The 18210-nt window shown below is 34.1% G+C and carries 16 protein-coding genes, 1 tRNA gene and 1 pseudogene; 9 read left to right on the top strand and 9 right to left on the bottom strand.

Translation table 11 applies throughout. The annotated features are described in order from the left end of the window. Together GCQ56_RS09615 and GCQ56_RS09610 are read right to left on the bottom strand one after the other, a co-directional pair. Positions 1-744 carry a GIN domain-containing protein gene (locus GCQ56_RS09615; RefSeq protein WP_152734257.1) on the bottom strand — a complete coding sequence of 248 codons (744 nt, stop codon included), beginning with the start codon at positions 742-744 and terminating at the stop codon, positions 1-3. Beyond that, a complete protein-coding gene (locus GCQ56_RS09610; protein WP_152734256.1) occupies positions 731-1843 on the bottom strand; it encodes an acyloxyacyl hydrolase in 1113 nt (370 codons plus the stop codon). Before GCQ56_RS09610 ends, GCQ56_RS09615 begins: the two co-directional genes overlap by 14 nt. 99 nt (positions 1844-1942) lie before the next feature. Here GCQ56_RS09610 and gldF point away from each other — a divergent pair, with 99 nt between their 5' ends. The 6 genes from gldF to GCQ56_RS09580 all read left to right on the top strand — a co-directional run bounded on the left by gldF (position 1943) and on the right by GCQ56_RS09580 (position 9325). Next, positions 1943-2662: a gliding motility-associated ABC transporter permease subunit GldF gene (gldF, locus tag GCQ56_RS09605; protein ID WP_152734255.1), complete on the top strand. Its 720-nt coding sequence runs from the start codon at positions 1943-1945 to the stop codon at positions 2660-2662. 4 nt (positions 2663-2666) lie between these two features. Next, entirely contained in the window at positions 2667-4361 is a 1695-nt protein-coding gene (gldG, locus tag GCQ56_RS09600) for a gliding motility-associated ABC transporter substrate-binding protein GldG (RefSeq protein WP_152734254.1), read from the top strand. A 293-nt stretch (positions 4362-4654) separates the two neighbouring features. After that, on the top strand, positions 4655-5785 hold the full coding sequence (gene dnaN / locus GCQ56_RS09595; protein ID WP_152734253.1) for a DNA polymerase III subunit beta: 1131 nt from the start codon (positions 4655-4657) through the stop codon (positions 5783-5785). Between the two features lie 106 nt (positions 5786-5891). Continuing rightward, positions 5892-6659: a 3'-5' exonuclease gene (locus GCQ56_RS09590; RefSeq protein ID WP_152734252.1), complete on the top strand. Its 768-nt coding sequence runs from the start codon at positions 5892-5894 to the stop codon at positions 6657-6659. 23 nt (positions 6660-6682) lie between these two features. Beyond that, entirely contained in the window at positions 6683-7294 is a 612-nt protein-coding gene (locus GCQ56_RS09585; RefSeq protein WP_152734251.1) for a fumarylacetoacetate hydrolase family protein, read from the top strand. 234 nt (positions 7295-7528) lie between these two features. After that, positions 7529-9325: a long-chain fatty acid--CoA ligase gene (locus tag GCQ56_RS09580; protein ID WP_152734250.1), complete on the top strand. Its 1797-nt coding sequence runs from the start codon at positions 7529-7531 to the stop codon at positions 9323-9325. 111 nt (positions 9326-9436) lie between these two features. Here the strand turns inward: GCQ56_RS09580 and GCQ56_RS09575 are convergent, their stop codons facing one another. The 6 genes and pseudogenes from GCQ56_RS09575 to GCQ56_RS09555 form a co-directional block, all read right to left on the bottom strand. Continuing rightward, positions 9437-10306, bottom strand: a complete 870-nt coding sequence (locus GCQ56_RS09575) for a bifunctional 2-polyprenyl-6-hydroxyphenol methylase/3-demethylubiquinol 3-O-methyltransferase UbiG (RefSeq protein ID WP_152734249.1) — start codon at positions 10304-10306, stop codon at positions 9437-9439. A gap of 57 nt (positions 10307-10363) precedes the next feature. Beyond that, positions 10364-11074 carry an MgtC/SapB family protein gene (locus GCQ56_RS09570; protein WP_227006043.1) on the bottom strand — a complete coding sequence of 237 codons (711 nt, stop codon included), beginning with the start codon at positions 11072-11074 and terminating at the stop codon, positions 10364-10366. Positions 11075-11091: 17 nt separating this feature from the next. Beyond that, positions 11092-11517: an N-acetyltransferase gene (locus GCQ56_RS09565; protein ID WP_152734248.1), complete on the bottom strand. Its 426-nt coding sequence runs from the start codon at positions 11515-11517 to the stop codon at positions 11092-11094. Then, positions 11510-12388, bottom strand: a complete 879-nt coding sequence (locus GCQ56_RS20765) for a nodulation protein NfeD (protein WP_370452666.1) — start codon at positions 12386-12388, stop codon at positions 11510-11512. The genes GCQ56_RS09565 and GCQ56_RS20765 overlap by 8 nt, the downstream gene beginning before the upstream one ends. 171 nt (positions 12389-12559) lie before the next feature. Continuing rightward, positions 12560-12937: pseudogene (locus GCQ56_RS20760) on the bottom strand (SDH family Clp fold serine proteinase); the annotation flags it as partial. A 50-nt stretch (positions 12938-12987) separates the two neighbouring features. Next, on the bottom strand, positions 12988-13773 hold the full coding sequence (locus tag GCQ56_RS09555) for an EI24 domain-containing protein (protein ID WP_152734246.1): 786 nt from the start codon (positions 13771-13773) through the stop codon (positions 12988-12990). 210 nt (positions 13774-13983) lie between these two features. Between GCQ56_RS09555 and purB the strand changes: the two genes are divergently transcribed. Together purB and GCQ56_RS09545 are read left to right on the top strand one after the other, a co-directional pair. After that, positions 13984-15321 (top strand): adenylosuccinate lyase, encoded by a 1338-nt coding sequence (gene purB / locus GCQ56_RS09550; RefSeq protein WP_152734245.1) that lies wholly within the window; start codon positions 13984-13986, stop codon positions 15319-15321. A gap of 120 nt (positions 15322-15441) precedes the next feature. After that, complete coding sequence (locus GCQ56_RS09545; protein WP_152734244.1) at positions 15442-17265, top strand: ABC transporter ATP-binding protein; 1824 nt, start codon at positions 15442-15444, stop codon at positions 17263-17265. Positions 17266-17428: 163 nt separating this feature from the next. On the opposite strand, the gene GCQ56_RS09540 is transcribed toward GCQ56_RS09545, so the two are convergent. Beyond that, positions 17429-17501 (bottom strand) — tRNA-Trp (locus tag GCQ56_RS09540). Between the two features lie 256 nt (positions 17502-17757). On the opposite strand from GCQ56_RS09540, the gene GCQ56_RS09535 reads away from it, so the two are divergent. Then, positions 17758-18201, top strand: a complete 444-nt coding sequence (locus GCQ56_RS09535; RefSeq protein ID WP_152734243.1) for a (4Fe-4S)-binding protein — start codon at positions 17758-17760, stop codon at positions 18199-18201. Positions 18202-18210: the final 9 nt, after the last annotated feature.

Below are 18210 nucleotides of genomic sequence, written 5' to 3'. Positions count from 1 at the left end.
TTATTCGGGAATTACCTTTGCCACAGGACTTTGGTTGTTTACTTGAATTCTATTGATTTCAATTTCGGGAGTTCCTTTGTAGTAGATATCACCACTGCTGTATATGGTTGTTTTAAGTTTATCTTCAACCCAAATGTGAGCTTCGCCAACCCCGTTTTGTACAAGATGAGTATTGCTGGTTTGCAAACTGCCTGCTTTAATATTTATTACACCATTAAGAATGTAATGAGCATTCGGACAGGATCCTGAGAATTCATATCCGCCTGTAGCATTTCCATAGGAATGGAATTTTAAACTCTCGTATTTCAGATCAAGATCCATTTCCACAAGTTCTGATTCAGAGATGATGATGATATCAAGGTGTTTGCCATTTAATTGGTTTTCGTTTGAAATTTTAGCCGGAGCAGAACATTTTAATTTTGTAAGATTTTTTACATGAATTTCTGCAATAATCAAATCAAAATTACGCGCGTTATTACTGTAGGAATGATCTATTTTTAGATATTCATCAGTAGAACTTTGTTTTACTTTTGAAACAAGATTTTCTCCACCTTTAAAAATGATGTACTCTTGGTCATCCTGAACCAATTGTATCTGAAAGGTATTTAGGTTTTCAATCGCAGTTATCCCTGTAATTTCTACTCTTTTTTCTACGTATTCACCTTCATCTTCGAAAGGATTAAATGAACTACAGGCAGTCAGATGGATTAGTAGTAAAGCGAAGAGTATATTATTGTTTTTCATTTTTCTTAGTCTTTATTCTGTATCCAATACCCCATTCAATATAATCAGCTTTTCCCATGTGTGCCTTTAAGCATAAGCTGGCTAAAAAATGTTTATTGATTCCATATTTTAACCCAACTCTTAGGTAGACAGGTTTTTCAGGCTTAGTTTCATAAATGGTATAAGCACCAATATTTGCTACAATACTAAATTTGTGTAGAAATAGTTCATGCGATATGAATATTGCCTGACTAAATCGATTTTTAAAATCGGTTTTTGGATCAAAATTCCATTTACCTCTATTGGCTGATTCATCGTAAAAAAGATCAATACCTAAACCTATTTTTTGCTTGGCATTTATTCCTTTTAGATATGTAAATGATAGTCCTGTTTTATAATATTTGTGCTCATCTTTTACTTCAGTTTGTTTTACTCCATTATTCCAAATAATCGAAAACTCATCGTCCAATTTATAATTTTTTAATTGAATGGACTTATACTTAGGCTTATTCCCATTTAAGTAATAAGAAAGACCAAAATTTGAAGTAACCGCATTTAATCCTTTGTTGGGAATACTTATCGCACCATTCGAAATGTGAAAAAAGCCAATTCCACCATTCATACTCCATCTTGGGTGAAAATTATAAGAGGTGCTTGCCATGAGCTTAAAAAATGCGTTAAATTTTGAGCCAATAGCCAAATTAGTGTAGTTCTCAACAGGATCAAAATGCTTTTTTGTATAGGCGAGTCCGAAGCCCAATTGTAAATTGAAATCCCACCTGTTCTTTTTTATTAGAGGAAAATTAACATAGGGATAAATTGCGGTTGCCTTGCCTAGTATTTTGTCATTTCCTAGGCTCGTATGATAAATTCCTAAACCAAATTCAGGTTGTTTGTATAATGAAACCCAGTTTTTATTTTGATTTGGAATTATTCCCAGGTTAAATTCAATGCCAGAAATTTGATCATTTACTAAATAACTGATTGATTTATGATGAGGTAGAATTATTCCATAGTGATATCGTATGGTCGCGGTAAAAATATCCTTCTCAGGAATTTCTTGAGCCATAGTTGAATACGATACTATAAGAGATAGAAATAGTAGAATTCTATTTTTCATGCTCAAATTTATGTAAGTTAAATGAATTGGCAAAGAGGTTTTTTCTCCAAAAATTATTTTGCAAATTTGTAATGATTAAGATTTAATAGAATATACTATATGCTACCACTTCTCATTAAGGAGTTTAGAACTTTTTTTAGTTCACTTATCGGGTACTTAACTCTATCTGTTTTTTTAATAGCAACCGGATTATTTGTTTGGGTATTTCCTGGAGCATCGAATCCATTGGATTCGGGTTATGCAAATTTGAATGTGTTTTTTGAGATTTCACCCTGGATTTATCTTTTTTTGATACCAGCAATTTGTATGCGAATGTTTTCGGATGAGAAAAAACAAGGTACTATTGAATTGGTTTATACTCGACCAGTAAGTGAAATGGGCATTGTGCTGGCAAAATATTTTGCAGCACTCTTAATTGTAATGGTATCATTACTTTTTTGTTTGGTTTACTATTTTTCAATCTATAAATTGGGAAATCCGGTTGGAAGTATAGATTCAGCTGCATTTTTTGGATCATTTATCGGATTGTTCTTATTAGCTGGTGTGTATGTTAGTATTGGGATTTTTTGTAGTTCTTTAACCGAAAATCAAATTGTTGCATTTCTAATGGCATTGGTTCTTTCCTTTACTTTATTTATTGGCTTTGATTATTTGGCTGATTTGTCTGGTTTTCAGAATATGTACTCCTTGGGAATTAATGAGCATTATAAATCATTAGCAAGAGGTGTAATAGATACAAGAGATGTAGTTTATTTTGGAGGTGTGATTGTCGCATTTCTTTTGATGACAAGAACAGTACTTAAAAGCAGAAAATGGTAAGGCTATGATTAAAAACAGAAAACAAAAAGACCTATTGAATCTTCTGCTCTCACTGATTGTTATATTGATAGCATTTCAAATTTTTCAATCCTACTTTATTCGATGGGATTTAACAGATGAAAAAAGATATTCCCTTTCTGTTAATACGAAAGAATTGGTTTCGTCTCTTGATAAGGATTTGTATTTTGAGATTTATCTGGCTGGAGACTTGCCTCATGGTTTTTCAAAATTGCAAAAAGCCAGCATGGAAATGATAGATGAGTTAGCAGCCTATTCAAATGTGAAGATCAAATATGCTATAGTTAATCCAAACGACATTGGAAATTCTAAAAAGAAGAATGAGTATTTCGAGCAGCTGGTTTCTCGAGGATTAAAACCAACAAGCTTGCAGGAAAAAACGACTGATGGAAGTTTGAAGCAAAAGATAATAGTTCCGGGAATAATTGTACACGATCAAGAGAAGGAAACAGCTATTCATTTGCTAAAAAGCTCCAATGGATTGTCAGCAGAAGAAAATTTGAATCATTCAATTGAATCTTTAGAATTTGAGTTATCGAATGCAATTCGAATGTTACAAAATACAGAACCTAAAAAAATAGCCTTTTTAACTGGGCATGGAGAATTAAACGAGTACGAAGTTGCGGATATAACTGCTTCGTTACTGCAAAAATATGAAGTGAAAAGAGTAAGGTCTTCTGATATCAATCTCGAAAACTCCAATTATTCTACTGTAATAATTGCGCAACCACGTATGGAATTTTCCAGAGAAGATAAATATCAGATCGATCAATATCTGATGAATGGCGGGAATCTTTTGTATTTGGTTGATGAGGTTCAGGCAAGTATGGACAGTCTTACCGTAAAAGAGAGTATGATTGCCTATTACAAGCCGCTTAATATTGAAGATCAGCTGTTTTCTTATGGTGTAAGAATTAATCCAGACTTAGTTCTGGATATTCAGGCACAATTAATTCCTGTTCAAACTGCTTTGCCTGGAGAACAAGCCAAATTTACTCCGGCACCATGGTATTATTCACCCCTTTTAAGCTGTCCGCCAGATCATCCAATAAGCAAAAATTTAAATGTTATTAAAGCTGAATTTGCCAATTCTATTGATTGGGTTGGAGATAATAAGAACATTCGCAGAAAAGTACTATTGAGTAGTTCAGATTATACACGATTAGAAAAAGTGCCAAGCGTGGTTAGTCTGGAAATAGTGAATAAAAAGCCTTCACCTAATGATTTTGTTGCAGGCAGAAAAAATATTGCCATATTAATGGAAGGAAAATTCACCTCTGTATTTAAAAACAGAGCATGGAAAGGAATTGATAGAAATACGTTTAGGGAAGAAAGTAAGCCTGCCAAAATGATTGTAATATCAGATGGTGATTTGATAAAAAATAGAGTAAGAGGAGTTGGGAATAATCGCCAAATTGAAGCTTTGGGCTACGATAGATATTCTCGAAAGACATACGGTAATAGGAGTTTTCTTTTAAATTGTGTTGATTACTTGTGTGATAACGAAGGTTGGATGGAGCTAAGAACCCGAGAAGTAAAGTTGCGCATGTTGGATAAAAATAAGATACGATCTGAACGATTGTTTTGGCAAGGAATTAATTTATTCCTACCATTGTTTTTCTTATTGATTTTTGGATTGATTCGTTTTTATCTACGCAAACGAAAATTTGCCAGAAATTAAACTTATCTTCTTATCTGAAATGTTATTTTTGTTGCGAATTACAAGTTGATTAAGCTAGTAAAACTGATTGATTTAATGATTTTCAAAGTTTTACTCAGAAGTAAATTCAGATGATCAAAAAAATGTGTATTTTTAATTAAAAGAGATTAACATTTTTTTTGAAATAAGAATAAGAACAATACTTAATAAATTTGTATATTCACCACTTAATACAAATCTTAAATTGACGCATTGTAAAGTTTTGTTAAGGTTTGAAACTTAGAAAATTAGGTAAACTTTTAAATATTATGCAAATGAAATTTGTAGTATCAAGTACAGAATTGTTAAGTCATTTACAAGCAATCAGTAGAGTAATTAGTAGTAAAAATACTTTACCAATTCTTGATAACTTTTTGTTTGAGTTAAAAAATGACGAATTGGTAGCAACAGCATCTGATTTGGAATCTACATTAATTACTACCATTCCTCTTGAAACTTCGGTTGGTGAAGGTGTAATTGCTTTTCCTGCTAAGATTTTGACTGATACTTTGAAAGAATTTCCTGAGCAACCATTAACATTCGATATCGACTCTACTTCGTTAGCAGTTAAGATTACTTCGGAAAATGGTGTGTTCAGTATTGTTGGTCAGAATGGAGAAGATTTTCCAAAACTTCCGGAAAAAGAAGAGAATAGCCTTGTGAATATCACAGTTGAAAGTGATGTTCTATTAACAGGTGTAAATAAAACTTTATTTGCTACTGCTGACGATGAACTTCGTCCGGTAATGAATGGTATTTTTGTTGAATTGGGAAACAACGATTTAACTTTTGTTGCTTCCGACGCACACAAATTGGTTCGTTACAAGCGTCTTGATGGTAGATCAGATGTGGAATCATCATTTATTCTTCCTAAAAAACCAGCTTCACTTTTACGTAACATTCTTCCAAAAGAAGAGAATCCTGTAAAAGTTGAGTTTGATGATAAAAATGCATTCTTCACACTATCAAATTACAAGTTGATTTGTCGTTTGGTTGAAGGAAATTACCCAAGTTACAACTCGGTAATTCCTAAAAATAATCCAAATGTTTTAACTATTGATAGAGTGGAATTGTACAATACATTAAAGCGAGTTTCTGTATTCTCCAATCCGGCAAGTAACCTAATTAAATTTGAGTTAAAAGCTAACGAATTAGTTGTTTCTGCTCAGGATATCGATTTCTCGATTTCAGCGAGAGAAAGATTACTATGCCAGTACGAAGGACAAGAGTTAGAGATAGGTTTTAAATCGGTGTTCTTATTGGAAATCCTTTCAAACATTTCTTCAGCGAATGTAATGGTTGAATTGTCAGATCCTACAAGAGCCGGTATTTTCTTACCATATGATAATGAAAATGCTGACGAAGATGTGTTAATGTTGTTAATGCCAATGATGATTAACGCTTAATGCACATTAAAATCAAATTTTAAAATATTAAAAACCTAACGGAGTGTAATTCTCTGTTAGGTTTTATATTTTTACACCATTAATGAATTCATAAGAAAAGCATCAAATGAATCTGAACTTAAAGAATCCAATCGCATTTATTGATTTAGAAACAACAGGAATTAATGTTGCTAAAGATCGTATAGTCGAAATTTGTATCGTTAAAGTTAGCCCAAATGGCGACGAAGAGGTGAAAACATTTAGAGTGAATCCTGGAATGCCTATTCCGGCGCAATCATCAGCCATACATGGTATTAAGGATGAGGATGTAAAAGATGAACCAAGCTTTAAAGAGTTGGGGAAAATCATCGCAAAATACCTTGAAGGATGCGATTTGGCAGGTTACAATTCTAATAGATTTGATTTTCCATTATTAGCGGAGGAATTTCTTAGAGCGGATATCGATTTTGATATGAAAAAAAGAAAGTTTGTTGATGTGCAAACTATTTTTCATAAAATGGAGCAACGTACTTTAACAGCAGCCTATCGATTTTATTGTAATAAGGAATTGGAAGGAGCTCACGGAGCTGAAGCTGATACCAAAGCTACGTACGAAGTACTTAAGTCCCAGTTGGATAAATATGATAATCTTGAAAATGATATTGATTATCTAGCTAAATTTTCTTCACAGAATAAAAATGCAGATTTCGCAGGATTTATCATTATCGATGAAAAAGGTATTGAACGTTTTAATTTTGGTAAGAACAAAGGAAAAACTGTTGAGGAAGTTCTTGAGGCTCAGCCAGGATATTATGGTTGGGTGATGAATTCAGATTTCCCATTGTATACAAAGAAAATCTTAACCGAGATTAAGCTAAGAGGATTTAATAAATAGGTCTGCCATTTCAAATTACTACTATGAAGATTTTAGCAATTGGACGAAATTACGTGAATCATGCAAAAGAATTGAACAATCCGGTACCTCAGGAACCAGTGGTTTTTTCTATGCCCGATTCAGCTTTATTGAAAAATAATAATGATTTCTATTATCCTGATTTTTCGAAAGATATTCATCATGAATTGGAACTGGTAATAAAAATTAACAGGGTAGGAAAGAATATTCCAATAGAGTTTGCTCACAGATATTACGAAGAAGTAGCCTTAGGAATTGATTTTACGGCTCGCGATATTCAAGCTGAGTGTAAAAAGAAAGGCTTGCCTTGGGAAAAAGCGAAAGCATTCGATGGTGCAGCGCCTATTAGTAAGTTTATTCCTAAAAATAGATTCAAATCAGTTGGGAACTTAAACTTTAATTTAGATATCAATGGAGAGAGAGTACAAACAGGTAATTCTACCAATATGATCTTTTCTGTGGATTACTTGATCTCTTACTTGTCGCAATTTTTCACACTAAAAATTGGCGATATGATTTATACTGGAACACCAGAAGGAGTGGGACCTGTTAAAATTGGCGATCATTTGGTGGCAGAATTGGAAGGTGAAAAAATGCTGGATTTCCATGTAAAATAGATTTAATTATCGGATTTATTCCGTATTTAGGATATAAAGAGCGCTCATCGACATAGGTTGATGAGCGTTTTTCGTAATCTATTGATAGATAAGATGTTCTAATCCTATTGAGAGTTGTGTTATGTTGTGATTTAACAAGGTTTAACTGTTTGCAGCTACCAATGCTGCAGCGAAAACCTTTCAAATCAGTGAAACATCATTATCTTTGCTAGGATTTACAACTAAAATACTTTTATGGAGTATCAACATTGGGGCAAGTTGATTCGCAACAGAATTGAGAAGTTCGGAGAGCGAATAGCTATGCGCTATAAAGATGAAGAGAATGATAACTGGGTTGGTGTAAGCTGGAATGAATTTGGGTTACAAATTCGCCAAATATCAAAAGCTCTTATAAAATTGGGTGTTGACGAGAAGCAATCAGTTGCTATATTCTCACAAAACATGCCTGAATGGATCACTGCGGATTTAGCTATTATGAGTGTTCGTGGAGTTACCGTTCCAATCTATCCTACAAACTCTACAAGCGAAGCCAAATATATTGTTGAAGATTCCGAAGCTCAAGTCATTTTTGTTGGTGAGCAGGAACAATATGATCGTGCAATGGAACTTATTAAAGAGGTTTCTCACGTGAAAATGGTGGTTGTTTTCGATAAGAAAACAAAGCTTTCTGATCACGACAGATCAATGTATTGGGATGAATTTCTGATTTACGGACAAAACTCAGGAGTGGGACATGAGTTCGAAGATCGATTTTCGAGAGGTGAGTTTGATGATTTGGCAACCTTGATTTATACATCGGGAACTACCGGAGAGCCTAAGGGTGTGATGATCGATCACAAGAACATTTCTAGTGTCTTGGTTTCACATGATAAGGAACTGAACATTTCGGAAAAGGATGTCTCACTTAGTTTTCTTCCTTTAAGTCATGTGTATGAGCGTGGTTGGTGTTTTTACTGTTTTCATCGTGGAATAGAGGTTTACTTTAATCGTGATCCAAAGCAAATTGGCGAGGTGATGAAAGAGGTAAAGCCAACTGTAATGTGTACAGTTCCTCGTATTTACGAGAAAATTTATTCTGCTATTCAGGAGAAATCTCAAGAAGCTTCGCCAGTAAAGCGCGCACTAATGAGTTGGGCGGTAAGTGTTGGCGAAAAATATTACAATCATCATAAAAGACAGGGAAAAAACTCTCCTGCTATTTTAAATATGAAACACAAACTTGCAGATAAGTTAGTGTTGAGTAAATTAAGAGGAATTTTTGGTGGACGTATTAACTTTATGCCTTGTGGTGGAGCACCATTGTCAAAAGAAATTTTAGAATTTTTCCATGCAACTGGCTTGAATGTTAAAATGGGATATGGTTTGACAGAAACCATGGCTACGGTTTGCTTGTATGGAGATACAAATATAGACTATAACACAACCGGACGAACTATTATTGGAACCGAGATTAAAATTGGTGAAAATGATGAAATTTTAGTTAAAGGTCCTGGTGTAATGCGAGGTTATTACAAAAAACCAGAAGCTACTGCCGAAGTAATGAAAGATGGCTGGTTTCGTACTGGTGACGCTGGTAAAATTGACGAAAATGGTTGTCTTGTGATAACCGATAGAATAAAGGATTTAATGAAAACTTCTGGCGGAAAATACATTGCTCCTCAGAAGATTGAAACGACCTTGATTAATGATCAGTTTATTGAACAGATTGCAGTTATTGGTGATTGCAGACAATTTGTAACAGCTCTTGCAGTTCCTGCTTTAGGACCATTACAGGCGTATGCAATGCAACACAATATTGTATTTAATTCGATAGAAGAATTATTGTCAAACTCTCAAATAATTGAGTTTTTCGAGAAGCGATTTGAAAAATTACAAGAGGAATTTTCAAGATTCGAAAAGGTGAAGAAGTTTACTTTATTGCCAAAAGAATTTACAATTGAAGCAGGAGAAATTACTTCTACACTGAAGTTAAAACGTAAGGTAATTCAAGAAAAATACAAACATCTTATCGAGAAGATGTATAAAGATTAAAGTTAAATATTACTTACAGAAAAAGTCTATTGATAAATTGATATCAATAGACTTTTCTTTTTTATACCAAAATCAATATTGAAAAATACCCCAATTCCATTGTGCTACTTCTTAGTTTTTTTGTGCGATCATTCCAATCCATGGGCTCTTTTTTTCGAATGGCTTTCCTTGTAAATTCGACCAGTATTCCTTTACGGAGAAGTCATGTTGTTCCATCATTGAAATTGCTCTTTTGTTATTGAAATAGTGTTTCCAAATGTGATGGGTTTTCACCGTACCATCTTTTTGAATGATGGTATATTTGTCTAATCTGACTTTCTCTTTTTTGTATTTGTAATGAGATTGAAGCAATAAATGCTCCTCTTCAGTCCAAAATCCCTCTTCACCACTAACATACCATTCTTGTTTGTTTTCCTGATTTTTAAAATAGTATTTGGTGAATACATCACATATTAAATAACCGTTTGGCTTTAGTGCTTTCTTTACTTTTGTAAGGAGTAAATCTCTATCTTGATGCGATAGAACACACAAATCACCATAAATCAGAGTTATCACATCAAATTTGTTTTCGAAATCAATATCCAAATAGTTTTGGCATTTGTATTCGATTGGATAACCGCATTCTTTAGCTTGATTTTTGGCGTATTCAATTGAATTTGGATTGATGTCGATTCCAGTAACATCAAATCCCTGACCAAAGAAGTTTTCGCTATACAACCCAGGACCACAACCCAGATCAAGTAATTTGCTATTTTCAGGAAGATTTAGGTAAGTGCTTAACCATTTAACGGATTGAATAACTGTATCGTATTTTCGTGATCCTTCGTCGGTTTCATCATTCAAATGCGCATACAGAATGTGTTCCGAGATATAGGGATCTTTCCAAAAATTGCCGTCATCTTTAGCAAATAGTTTTGGTTTCCTAGTTATTTCATCCAGCTTTACAAAGTCAATCAAGCCCTTATCCGATATTAGTTTCATGTGGTATGGTGTTTTAAAGACCTTAATAGAAATACGATTGCTTAATGATCTTAGGTCTTATAAAATTTGCTGCAATTTTACTCTTTTAATTTCTGATATACTATTTAAATCAGTGGTTAACTCTTGCAAATTGACAGTTTCTGAAATTTGTATGGTAAGATAGTAGTTGAGTTTATCCTCCTCGAAAGAGTTTTCTAAATCAATGGTTCGTAAGGATATTTTATGTTTTTTCAGGATAGGCATAAAATCTTCTTGAGATACCTTACTGCCTTTTGTATAAATGTTTAAACGTTTTATAAACTTACTGGGGAATAATCTTTTCTCTATAATATCAAGAAGAACAAGAGCTACAAGTAGAATTGCTGTTCCCCAAATAACACCGGTATACATTCCTGCTCCAATGGTTAATCCTAATGCTGCTATTACCCATATAGATGCTGCAGTAGTCAAACCTTTAACGCTAACTCCAAATTTCATGATGGCGCCGGCACCTAAAAAACCAATTCCTGAAACTACTTGAGCAGCTATTCGGGAAGGATCACCATTTTGAAAGTTCTGAAAAGTTTGCGGAATAAAGATCGAAAGTAACATGATTAAAGTCGAACCCATACAGATGAGAATATGAGTTCTTAAGCCAGCAGGTTGTTTGTGTGTTTCTCTTTCTATTCCAATTATAGCACCAACCACAAAACTCAGGAACAGTCTGAATAGAATAGTTTTGCTAGTAATTTCCGTCTCTGTTATAAGTTGATTTAAAAAATCCATCATACTTCTTTTTCCTTCTTTTAGTGCTTTCGCTTAATCATAACTCCATACTTTTCAAGATAATGAAAGCCTAAATTTTCATATAATTTAATTGCAAATTTGTTGTTGGCATGAACTTCAAGTTTTATTTGCATGTTAATTTTTTTTGCATATTCTAAAGCCTTCTCCGAAAGAAATCTGCCATATCCTTTTTGCTGATAATTTGGATGTATGCCCAGATGGTGTAAATAAAGTCTTCTGGAATCATTGGTAAGCCAACAAGTGCCAATAAGTTCTTCAGAGTTTAAATCTTCAAGTATCCAGAATTTTCCTCCATATTTTAAACTTCTTTCGATGGTAATGGCTGAATCATTTCTTTCAGCATCAGTCAAGCCAATCAATTTCCAAAGTTCTATCACGGAAGTGAAATCATTAACTTCATAAGATCTAAGTCTGATTTTATTCATCTTGTTCTTCTGTTATCACGTATACTTGTCCTGTTTCAAATCGAATAACTTTTACAATTGTGTCTTTATCAATAAACCCATCTTCTGATTTTGCATCGTAAATCTGATTGTCAATTATAACCTTACCTGATGGACGCAATACACTCATTGCAACACCTTTTTTACCAACCATCTCTTTCGCTGCCATATCTACACCTACATATCCATCTTCGGCATTTTCAACTGCGCTTAATGCTATTTGTCCAAGGAATGAGTTGGAAGAAACAAATTTTTGTGTTAGATAAATTGAGCCAAGAACAGATGCCAGCATTGAGAATATAACCAGGAGTAAAGCTGATATTATGGCTTTAATATGACGAGGTTCAAAGTCAAATGCGACATTATCAACCATACTAAGAGTCAGTCCGGTGATAATGCATATGATACCTGAAACTCCGGCTACACCAAAGCCGGGTATTGCAAATATTTCCACCGCAAGTAAGGCAATGCCGACTCCAAAAAGAATAATTTCCCAGTTTTCAGCCATTCCTTCCAGATAAAGAGGAGAGAAGTATAAGACAGCAGCAACAGCCGATGCAAGAATTGGAAATCCTATGCCAGGAGTCTGCAATTCAAAATAGATTCCTCCAATTATAATCATGATAAGTATTCCTTGTAGAACCGGATTAATCATGAAATCAACTACCTTTTCAATTCCTGACGGTTTATAGCTTTTGAGAGTATATTCTTTTATTCCAGCGGTTTCCAATACCTCTTTTACGTTATTGGCAATTCCTTCGCAATATCCATTTTTAATAGCTTCGTCAGGAGTGAAAGTTAGTACTTTACCCGTATCAATTACATTTTCAATATAGGTTCTCGGATCAACCATAGCTTCAGCGATTAACGGATCTCTGTGCCATTTGTATATGGTATCACCTTTTTGAATAATGGTATCTTTTCCGTGAGACTCTGCAGTGGCACGCATAGTAGAACGCATGTAAGACTGGTATTTGTCAGGCATTGCTTCTCCTGTTTGATTGACTACAGTAGCAGCTCCAATATTTGCACCGGTTCGCATGTAAATACTATCACAAGCAATTGAAATTAAAGCACCAGCCGATGCCGCATTGTTATCGATAAAAACATAAACCGGAATTTCACTATTCAAAATGGCAGTTCTTATGGAATCTGCATGAATGACCATTCCACCGTATGTATTCATATGAATTAGAATCAAATCTGCATTTAATTCATTTGCTTCTTCAAAAGCATCCTTGGTTTGACGCCATGCAGCAGGTCCTATTTCACGTTTAATATCGAATTTATATACAACTTTATTATTCGAATTTTCCGTACTATCAATAATGGTATCCTGAGCATAAAGATTCAGGCTTAAAAGAATTGCCAGTAGAGGAAGAAGTAGTTTGTGCAGTTTCATATATTTATTATTAATCTATATCTAAGATAACAAAATTAAAGATGATGTGTTTATTCTCGGTTTTCCTTTTCCCAAATTTCGTCTACAGCCAATGTTCCTGCAACAACAGAAATTACAGCGGCAAAGCTCGAGAAGGAAACGCCACAGAATGGAACTATTAAACACAAGGAGAACACAAAGCCGTTAGCAATAACAATTCCTTTATTTTCTCTCATGAATTGGACACTTTGAGTAATATTTAATTTTTTGCGTTCAATGGCGTAATCCATAAATGAAAAACCATAAAAATATGCCGATATAAAAAACAAAAAGATTGCAGCAGCCCAACCTATAATTGGAATAAAACTTAGAATGAACATTAATACTGTAAGCAATAGTTCTATGCATAAATTTCTAACAGCAATGAATATACCTCGAATGATATCGCGCACAAACTGTTTAAATTGGAATGGATAATCGTTTCCTGTTTTAATTTTTTCGGTCCGTTCCGATAAATAGGAAAATACCGGAGACATGAGAATAATGATGATATATCCGCCAAAATAGGCGAATATCAGAAAGAATAAGATTTTAAAGACTATCCAAATAAAGCCACCTATGGTTGCGCGTAGGAAGCCAGAACCCCAAAAATCTGCATTTTCAAGATCTATCCAATTTTCAAGAAATACTCTGGATTGCTCCGATAAATTACCAATATACTCCCATCCAAACCAAAAAAGTAAGATGTTGAGTAGCAAAGGGAATATAAAAAACCAGGCTAATTTTTTTCGAAATATGTAATGCATGGCTTCTGAATAGGTGCGTAAGCCAAATCCAAAATCTTTGATCAGTTTCATACTAGATAACTTTGTTTGTGTGTATGTAAACAAAAATAGTATTTAATGTTACAAGCTACAAGCTAAAATGATTTCCCCGTTTGCTTATTTATGATTTGTAAGTGGGTGTTTTAACTTCTTAAATCTAATTAATGAATGCTTTTGTGAGTCATCTCAAATAACTACCTTTGTGGCTCTAAATAACCATTATTGACATTTAATTTTTTTGAAATGCAAAGTTTGACAGCAATTTCGCCGGTTGACGGGCGTTACCGTAACAAAGTTGATGCACTAGGAGAGTATTTTTCGGAGTATGCCTTGGTGCGTTACAGAGTGTTGGTTGAAGTAGAATATTTTATTGCACTTTGCGAAGTACCTCTTCCTCAGTTGAAAGATTTTAACAATGATCTATTTACTGATTTGCGTAGCATTTACCTTGATTTTACGGTAGAAGATGCTCAAAAAGTTAAAGACATTGAAAGTGTAACAAATCATGATGTAAAAGCAGTTGAATATTTCATTAAAGAGAAATTCGATGCTTTAAATCTTCAGCCATACAAAGAATTTATCCACTTCGGATTAACTTCTCAGGATATTAATAATACTGCCACACCATATTCTTTGCGTGATGCAGTGCACGATGTGTATTATCCACTATTGGACCAATTAATAGGAAAATTAGAAAGCCTTTCTGATGATTGGAAAGAGATCGCAATGTTGGCTCGTACGCACGGACAACCAGCTTCTCCAACTCGTTTGGGTAAAGAAATTCAAGTGTATGTTTACCGTTTAAAAAGACAATTGGATTTATTGAAGAGTATACCTTGTTCAGCTAAATTTGGTGGAGCAACAGGTAACTTTAATGCACATCACGTAGCATATCCAGAAGTGGATTGGAAAGAGTTTGGGAATCACTTTGTGAATGACATTCTAAAATTAGAAAGAGAAGAGTTAACTACTCAGATCTCTAACTACGATAATATGGGTGCGATCTTCGATAACTTGAAGCGTATCAATACCATTTTGGTTGACTTGAACCGTGATTTCTGGACGTATATTTCTATGAATTACTTCAAACAGAAAATTAAAAAAGGTGAAGTTGGATCATCAGCAATGCCTCATAAAGTAAATCCTATCGATTTTGAAAACTCGGAAGGAAACCTTGGTTTAGCGAATGCAACATTCGAACATTTGGCTACCAAATTGCCAGTTTCTCGTTTGCAGCGTGACCTTACTGATTCTACTGTTTTGAGAAATATTGGTGTACCATTTGCCCATACCATTATCGCATTTAAATCTTTATTAAAAGGTTTAGATAAGCTGATTATTTCAAAAGAAGCTTTCGAAGCTGATTTGGAAGCGAACTGGGCAGTAGTTGCTGAAGCAGTTCAAACAATTCTTCGTCGCGAAGGATATCCAAACCCTTACGAAGCACTAAAAGCTTTAACAAGAACAAATACTCACGTTACTCAGGATAGTATTGCTGCATTTATAGATACTCTTGAAATTAGCGATGATTTAAAAGCTCAATTAAAGACAATTAGTCCTGATAATTATACAGGAATATAGAAAACATTAATAATTGTTAATACCTTGTTTTTAGGCTGTAAGAGTTGTACTTTTACAGCCTATTTTTATTGGGAGAATTGCGGTTTTCTCAATGATTTTGTTTCACATATTTAATCATTAATGAAAGATTTTTTTGGTATACTTAAGCGCTTTTTGCCTCCTTATAAAGGGGATTTACTTCTGAGTTTTATTTACAATTTATTGGGCGCTATTTTTGGCGTATTCTCCTTTGTAATGTTAAAACCAATTTTAGAAATTCTTTTTGATGAGGCAGAGCCAATTAATACTGTGGTTCCGTGGGAATTTAGTTCAAGTGCATTATATCACAATTTCTATTATTATACTACCCAAATGAAGAATGAATACGGTGCTGATTCAGCACTTATTTTTGTTGGTATAGTTTTAATAATAGCAGTTTTTCTTAAAGTTGGTTTTACTTATTTTGGATCTTATCATGTTGTGAATATTCGAAATGCTGTTGTTCGTGATTTAAGAGTTAAAATCTATGATAAAATAGTAAGTCTGCCTATCCCATTTTTTACAGATGAAAAGAAGGGGGATATTATTGCCAGATCAACAGGTGATGTTCAGGAAGTTGAGAATTCGATTATGAACTCATTGGATATGTTCATTAAAAATCCGATTATAATAATCGTTTCTTTGGTTGTAATGATTAAGATGAGTCCGCAAATGACTTTGTTTGTGTTCGTACTTTTACCTATTGCAGGAACTATTATTGGACGAATTGGTAGAACTTTGAAAGGCAGATCTCGAAAAGGACAGAATTTGATGGCAGATCTTCTTTCAACCATTGAAGAAACGCTTTCAGGATTGAGAATTATTAAAGCATTTACTGCAGAGAAAAAGGTTACTGAAAAATTTGTTGATGAAAATAATGATTACCGTAGAACAATGAATTCATTGATGAGAAGAAGAGTTTTGGCTCATCCGGTTAGTGAGTTTTTAGGAACTGTGGTTATCGTAATTGTTCTTTGGTATGGTGGTCGTTTGATCATTAATGGTGAAGGGAACATGAATGGTGCTGACTTTATCACTTATTTGGTTGTATTTTATTCTATCATTAATCCTGCAAAGGCGTTCTCTAAAGCTTATTATAGTATACAGAAAGGTTTGGCAGCCATGGATCGAATTGATCAGGTACTAAATGCAGAATCAACTATTGTAGATAAAGATGATGCCAAGCAAGTTGAAAAATTTGAGAATGCAATTGAATATAAGAATGTAAGCTTCTCATACAATGGCGAAAGACAAGTATTGAAAAATGTCGAGCTGGAAATACCTAAAGGAAAAACGGTTGCTTTGGTAGGTCAATCAGGTTCAGGTAAAACCACTTTTGTAGATTTATTGCCTCGATTTTATGATGTAAACGAAGGAAGTATCAATGTAGATGGTGTTGACATTCGCGATTACAAAATGAAGGATTTGAGAAACCTGATGGGAAATGTAAATCAGGAATCGATTCTATTTAATGATACAATCTTTAATAATATTGCTTTTGGTGTTGAAAATGCAACAATGGAAGATGTAATTGAAGCTGCGAAAATTGCCAATGCTCATGACTTTATTACAGCCACTGAAGATGGTTATGATACCAATATTGGTGACCGTGGAGGTAAGCTTTCCGGTGGTCAGCGTCAGCGCTTGAGTATTGCAAGAGCGGTGCTTAAAAATCCTCCTATTATGATTTTGGATGAAGCTACTTCAGCTTTAGATACCGAATCTGAAAGATTAGTTCAGGATGCTTTGGACAAATTGATGCAGAACAGAACTTCACTAGTAATTGCTCACCGTTTGTCAACAGTTAAGAATGCCGATTTAATTTGTGTATTTCACGAAGGTGAAATTGTTGAACGTGGAAAGCATGATGAATTAATTGAGAAAAATGGAGCTTATAAGAAACTGTATGATATGCAGCTATTATAATGGCTTAACAAAAGAGATAAAATAGGATTCTGAGCAAAATTGAAGGATCTATTTAAAATATTAAACGCATCATGGTTGAATACTGTGGTGCGTTTTTTTTGCATTAAAGTAGAAATTATTGGATATAAAAAAACCTTCCTAAATAAATAGAAAGGTTTCTTAGCACGGGAGGAGAGACTCGAACTCCCGACACCTGGTTTTGGAGACCAGTGCTCTGCCAACTGAGCTACACCCGTGTGTTTTCGGCAAGTCTGTATGTTTGCCTTTTCAAAAGTCTTCGACAAAAGTAGAACATTTTTTCTTATCTGCAAGTTCTTTGTGGAGCTAATTATTACATTTTATAATTGCTGATTTTCCCTTTGATTGCAGTAGGTTCAGGATGAGTGTTTTGTCTAGTTAAGATTTTTTATGCCAATTGTAAATATTTTCTGCATAAGTTTTAAAAATGTAGTAAATTATATGATATGCTTTTAATTTGAAAAATGCTTAGCTATGAAGAATACCAAAAAAGAATATTCGAATGGAGAAGTTACGGTAGTTTACGACTCTGAATTGTGCATTCATTCAGGTGCATGTTTTAAAGGTTTACCTCAGGTTTTTCAACCTGGCACGCGTCCATGGATTAAAATGAGTGGTGGCGAAACTGAAGAAATCATGAAACAGGTTCAAAAATGTCCTTCCCGGGCTTTATCTTTTTATATGAATTCTCCTGATACAGGTGAGGCTAATAAAGGTCCCACAAAGGCTCTGGAAACAGGTAAAAAGGTGGAAGTATTAAAAGATGGTCCTCTAATGGTTGAAGGTCCAATGACCGTTATAGGAGCGGATGGCAAAAGGGAGGCTTTTGATGAGGCTTGTTATTTTTGTAGGTGCGGTTCGTCAAAAAATAAACCATTTTGTGATGGCTCTCATCATGATATTGGATTTAAAGAATAAAAAAGAGGC

The organism is Marinifilum sp. N1E240, from assembly GCF_009295825.1.
Lineage (GTDB): Bacteria > Bacteroidota > Bacteroidia > Bacteroidales > Marinifilaceae > Marinifilum_A > Marinifilum_A sediminis.
The sequence above is the reverse complement of the archived record's forward strand: the minus strand, read 5'-3'. Positions and strand labels throughout refer to the sequence as shown.

Excerpts from the sequence above, each read along its gene's own strand:
- GCQ56_RS09615 (WP_152734257.1), bottom strand. The coding sequence starts at position 744 with ATGAAAAACAATAATATACTCTTCGCTTTACTACTAATCCATCTGACT.
- GCQ56_RS09610 (WP_152734256.1), bottom strand. The coding sequence starts at position 1,843 with ATGAAAAATAGAATTCTACTATTTCTATCTCTTATAGTATCGTATTCA.
- gldF (WP_152734255.1), top strand. The coding sequence starts at position 1,943 with ATGCTACCACTTCTCATTAAGGAGTTTAGAACTTTTTTTAGTTCACTT.
- gldG (WP_152734254.1), top strand. The coding sequence starts at position 2,667 with ATGATTAAAAACAGAAAACAAAAAGACCTATTGAATCTTCTGCTCTCA.
- dnaN (WP_152734253.1), top strand. The coding sequence starts at position 4,655 with ATGAAATTTGTAGTATCAAGTACAGAATTGTTAAGTCATTTACAAGCA.
- GCQ56_RS09590 (WP_152734252.1), top strand. The coding sequence starts at position 5,892 with ATGAATCTGAACTTAAAGAATCCAATCGCATTTATTGATTTAGAAACA.
- GCQ56_RS09585 (WP_152734251.1), top strand. The coding sequence starts at position 6,683 with ATGAAGATTTTAGCAATTGGACGAAATTACGTGAATCATGCAAAAGAA.
- GCQ56_RS09580 (WP_152734250.1), top strand. The coding sequence starts at position 7,529 with ATGGAGTATCAACATTGGGGCAAGTTGATTCGCAACAGAATTGAGAAG.
- GCQ56_RS09575 (WP_152734249.1), bottom strand. The coding sequence starts at position 10,306 with ATGAAACTAATATCGGATAAGGGCTTGATTGACTTTGTAAAGCTGGAT.
- GCQ56_RS09570 (WP_227006043.1), bottom strand. The coding sequence starts at position 11,074 with ATGATGGATTTTTTAAATCAACTTATAACAGAGACGGAAATTACTAGC.
- GCQ56_RS09565 (WP_152734248.1), bottom strand. The coding sequence starts at position 11,517 with ATGAATAAAATCAGACTTAGATCTTATGAAGTTAATGATTTCACTTCC.
- GCQ56_RS20765 (WP_370452666.1), bottom strand. The coding sequence starts at position 12,388 with ATGGTTGATCCGAGAACCTATATTGAAAATGTAATTGATACGGGTAAA.
- GCQ56_RS09555 (WP_152734246.1), bottom strand. The coding sequence starts at position 13,773 with ATGAAACTGATCAAAGATTTTGGATTTGGCTTACGCACCTATTCAGAA.
- purB (WP_152734245.1), top strand. The coding sequence starts at position 13,984 with ATGCAAAGTTTGACAGCAATTTCGCCGGTTGACGGGCGTTACCGTAAC.
- GCQ56_RS09545 (WP_152734244.1), top strand. The coding sequence starts at position 15,442 with ATGAAAGATTTTTTTGGTATACTTAAGCGCTTTTTGCCTCCTTATAAA.
- GCQ56_RS09535 (WP_152734243.1), top strand. The coding sequence starts at position 17,758 with ATGAAGAATACCAAAAAAGAATATTCGAATGGAGAAGTTACGGTAGTT.